General features: G+C 49.0%; 4 protein-coding genes. 2 read left to right on the plus strand and 2 right to left on the minus strand.

Annotated elements, in window-relative coordinates:
- The first annotated feature begins 203 nt into the window (after window positions 1-203).
- Window positions 204-869: a UPF0149 family protein YecA gene (gene yecA / locus QZF50_RS23135; RefSeq protein ID WP_000847902.1), complete on the plus strand. Its 666-nt coding sequence runs from the start codon at window positions 204-206 to the stop codon at window positions 867-869.
- Between the two features lie 61 nt (window positions 870-930).
- Here yecA and tyrP read toward each other — a convergent pair whose 3' ends face one another.
- A complete protein-coding gene (gene tyrP / locus QZF50_RS23140; RefSeq protein ID WP_000797560.1) occupies window positions 931-2,142 on the minus strand; it encodes a tyrosine transporter TyrP in 1,212 nt (403 codons plus the stop codon).
- A gap of 190 nt (window positions 2,143-2,332) precedes the next feature.
- Between tyrP and QZF50_RS23145 the strand changes: the two genes are divergently transcribed.
- Complete coding sequence (locus QZF50_RS23145; protein ID WP_000377225.1) at window positions 2,333-2,572, plus strand: YecH family metal-binding protein; 240 nt, start codon at window positions 2,333-2,335, stop codon at window positions 2,570-2,572.
- Between the two features lie 37 nt (window positions 2,573-2,609).
- Here the strand turns inward: QZF50_RS23145 and ftnA are convergent, their stop codons facing one another.
- Window positions 2,610-3,107 (minus strand): non-heme ferritin, encoded by a 498-nt coding sequence (ftnA, locus tag QZF50_RS23150; RefSeq protein ID WP_000917208.1) that lies wholly within the window; start codon window positions 3,105-3,107, stop codon window positions 2,610-2,612.
- Window positions 3,108-3,156 lie beyond the last annotated feature (49 nt).

A 3,156-nucleotide genomic window follows, 5' to 3' on the forward strand; every position in this document is an offset into this window, starting at 1 on the left:
GGGTACCATGGGAAAGATAAGAATAAAATCAAAGCAATAAGCAGTGTCGTGAAACCACCTTCGGGTGGTTTTTTTGTGCCTGCAACTTGTCGTTACACCCTCCTTAATTTTTAATCACCGGCAAAGCCACTCAAAAAGTATCTCTGATACGGACCGGCATGTAAGATAGGTGCTGGCGAGTTGAGATCCACAAGGAAAAGCGTATGAAAACGGGACCGTTAAACGAAAGTGAGTTGGAATGGCTGGACGATATTCTGACCAAATACAACACTGACCACGCCATCCTTGATGTGGCGGAGCTGGACGGTTTATTGACGGCGGTGTTGAGTTCTCCGCAAGAGATTGAACCGGAACAGTGGCTGGTTGCCGTGTGGGGTGGGGCTGACTATGTGCCGCGCTGGGCGTCAGAGAAAGAGATGACGCGCTTTATGAATCTGGCTTTTCAACATATGGCCGATACCGCAGAGCGTCTGAACGAATTCCCGGAGCAGTTTGAGCCGTTATTCGGCTTGCGAGAAGTTGATGGCAGCGAGCTGACGATTGTTGAGGAGTGGTGCTTTGGCTATATGCGGGGCGTGGCACTTTCTGACTGGTCAACGTTGCCCGATTCGTTAAAACCAGCGCTGGAGGCGATTGCGCTGCACGGTACTGAGGAAAACTTCGAGCGGGTAGAAAAGATGTCGCCAGAAGCGTTTGAAGAGAGCGTAGATGCCATTCGACTGGCGGCGCTTGATCTACATGCGTACTGGATGGCGCATCCGCAGGAAAAAGCTGTTCAGCAACCGATCAAAGCAGAAGAGAAACCGGGGCGTAACGATCCTTGCCCGTGCGGTAGTGGTAAGAAATTTAAGCAGTGCTGCCTGCATTAAGAGGCCAAATTGGGTGTCAGCGTTAATTCTGGCACCCAATAAGGAATTTGAGGCTATCTGATCACCCCACTTCTGGTAACAACCCTGCCGCAATCAAAAATTGCACGCCAATCACAGCAATACCACAGAGAAACACCACCACCAGCGCCGGACGACCACCTTTGACCCGGTAACCCGCCTGAGGATTGTGCTTTCTGCTTTGCCAGGTCAACAGCGAAGGGATAATCAATGCCAGTACCGCCAGCGCCACACCGGCGTAACCCAGCGCCATCACAAATCCTCGTGGATAAAACAGTGCAAACGCCAACGGCGGCAGAAACGTAATTGCACCAGTTTGCAACCGCCCACCAACGGTATTTGAACGCTGAAATAAATCAGCCAGATAATCAAATAAGCCTAACGCAACGCCGAGAAATGACGTGGCGAGGGCTAAATCAGCAAATAAATGCACTGCCAGCTCAACATGCGGAGAGGCCACCATTTCGCGTAACGCCTGTAACAGCCCGTTTAATCCAGCATGATTAGCCAGCAATCCCATAAAGGTTGTTGAATCAATGCTGCCAAGCGTCGCCACCTGCCAGAAAATATATGCCACCAGGGGGATCGCACTACCGATTATAAACACCCAGCGTAGCTTACGAATGTTGCCATCCATATAGCTGACAATACTCGGCACGCTACCGTGAAAACCAAACGACGTAAAAATCACCGGGATTGCAGACAGAGCCAGCCCCTGTTGCAACGGCAGGGTTAAAAGATTCACTTTGTGAATATGCGGCAGCAGTAGTACCAGCATTACCACCAGAAAAATAATCTTGGCGCTGAACAGAAAACGGTTAAATAAATCGACCAGTGAAGTTCCGACACAAACCACGCCACCGGCAACAAAAGTGAACAACAGCACGCCAGCGGTTGCCGACATAGAAATACCTGTCCAGTCGCTGATGCTGGAGGCCAACAATTCACCGGCACCGCTGATGTATGCCGCAGTCAGAGCATACATTAAGAACATCATACTGAAGCCCGTCAGCCATTGACCGTAGCGTCCCAGATAGCGTTTTGCCAGCGTGCCCAGACCGGTATCTGCCGGAACATGCTGGTACACCTCCAGCAGTAATAGCGCCGTGTAGCACATCAACGCCCAAAGCCCAATCAACAAGATTAACGTAACGCTAAAACCAACACCGGCCGCAGCCAGCGGCATTGCCAGCATGCCTGCGCCAATTGTGGTTCCCGCCACGATAAAAACACTTCCCAGGGTTCTGTTTTTCACGCTTTCTTCTGTCCTGACGATCTTTATGAGTGATATCTGCGGCGCAGGTTAAGGCATAACGGCTGCTTCGTCAAACCGACGTTACATATGGTGTAAATATAAATGTACAATAAAAAGCATTCAGTCCTGCGCTGGCGCAAAGTCTTCATAAGCGGCAATCGCTACGCTAGGCTTTTTTTGAGGAGGGACGATGGACTCTATTCACGGTCATGAAGTGTTAAATATGATGATTGAATCAGGCGAGCAATATACGCATGCCAGTCTGGAAGCTGCGATTAAAGCGCGTTTTGGTGAACAGGCACGTTTTCACACCTGCTCGGCAGAAGGGATGACAGCGGGAGAGCTGGTAGCGTTTCTGGCAGCAAAAGGCAAATTTATACCTTCGAAAGACGGTTTTTCGACCGATCAGAGTAAGATTTGCCGTCACTGATTTGAAACGGCGGCAGTAAACCTGCCGCCGGAGAGCATTAGTTTTGTGTGTCGAGGGTAGAGAGTTCTTTGTCGATAAAATACAGACCTTCGCCGCTTTTGCCTGCCAGGCTTAATTTATCAATAATCGATTTGAACAGTTTCTCTTCTTCATGCTGCTCAGAAACATACCATTGCAGGAAATTAAATGTTGGGTAGTCCTGATTGGTCATTGCAGCATGAGCCAGTTCGTTAATTTTCTGGGTGATTAATTGTTCGTGTTTATAGGTTTCCTGGAATAATTCATCAAGTGAGGAATATTCAGCAAACGGAGATTCAACGGTATTAATACGCGGTAAATTGCCGGTATCAGTCAGGTAATCAAACAGACGCTGCATATGCGTCATCTCTTCCTGGGCGTGACGGCGCAGGAACGCGGCAGCACCTTCGAAGGTATGATAGCTGCACCAGGCGCTCATTTGCTGATAAAGCAGTGAAGAGTACAGTTCCAGGTTCATCTGCTCATTAAGTTTTTCAATCATTTCTGGTTTCAGCATGATAGTGCTCCACAAAGGTTATATTTGTTGCTGTGGCGTCACTATAATT

The organism is uncultured Escherichia sp. (assembly GCF_948475835.1).
In the GTDB taxonomy this organism is placed as follows: domain Bacteria; phylum Pseudomonadota; class Gammaproteobacteria; order Enterobacterales; family Enterobacteriaceae; genus ECMA0423.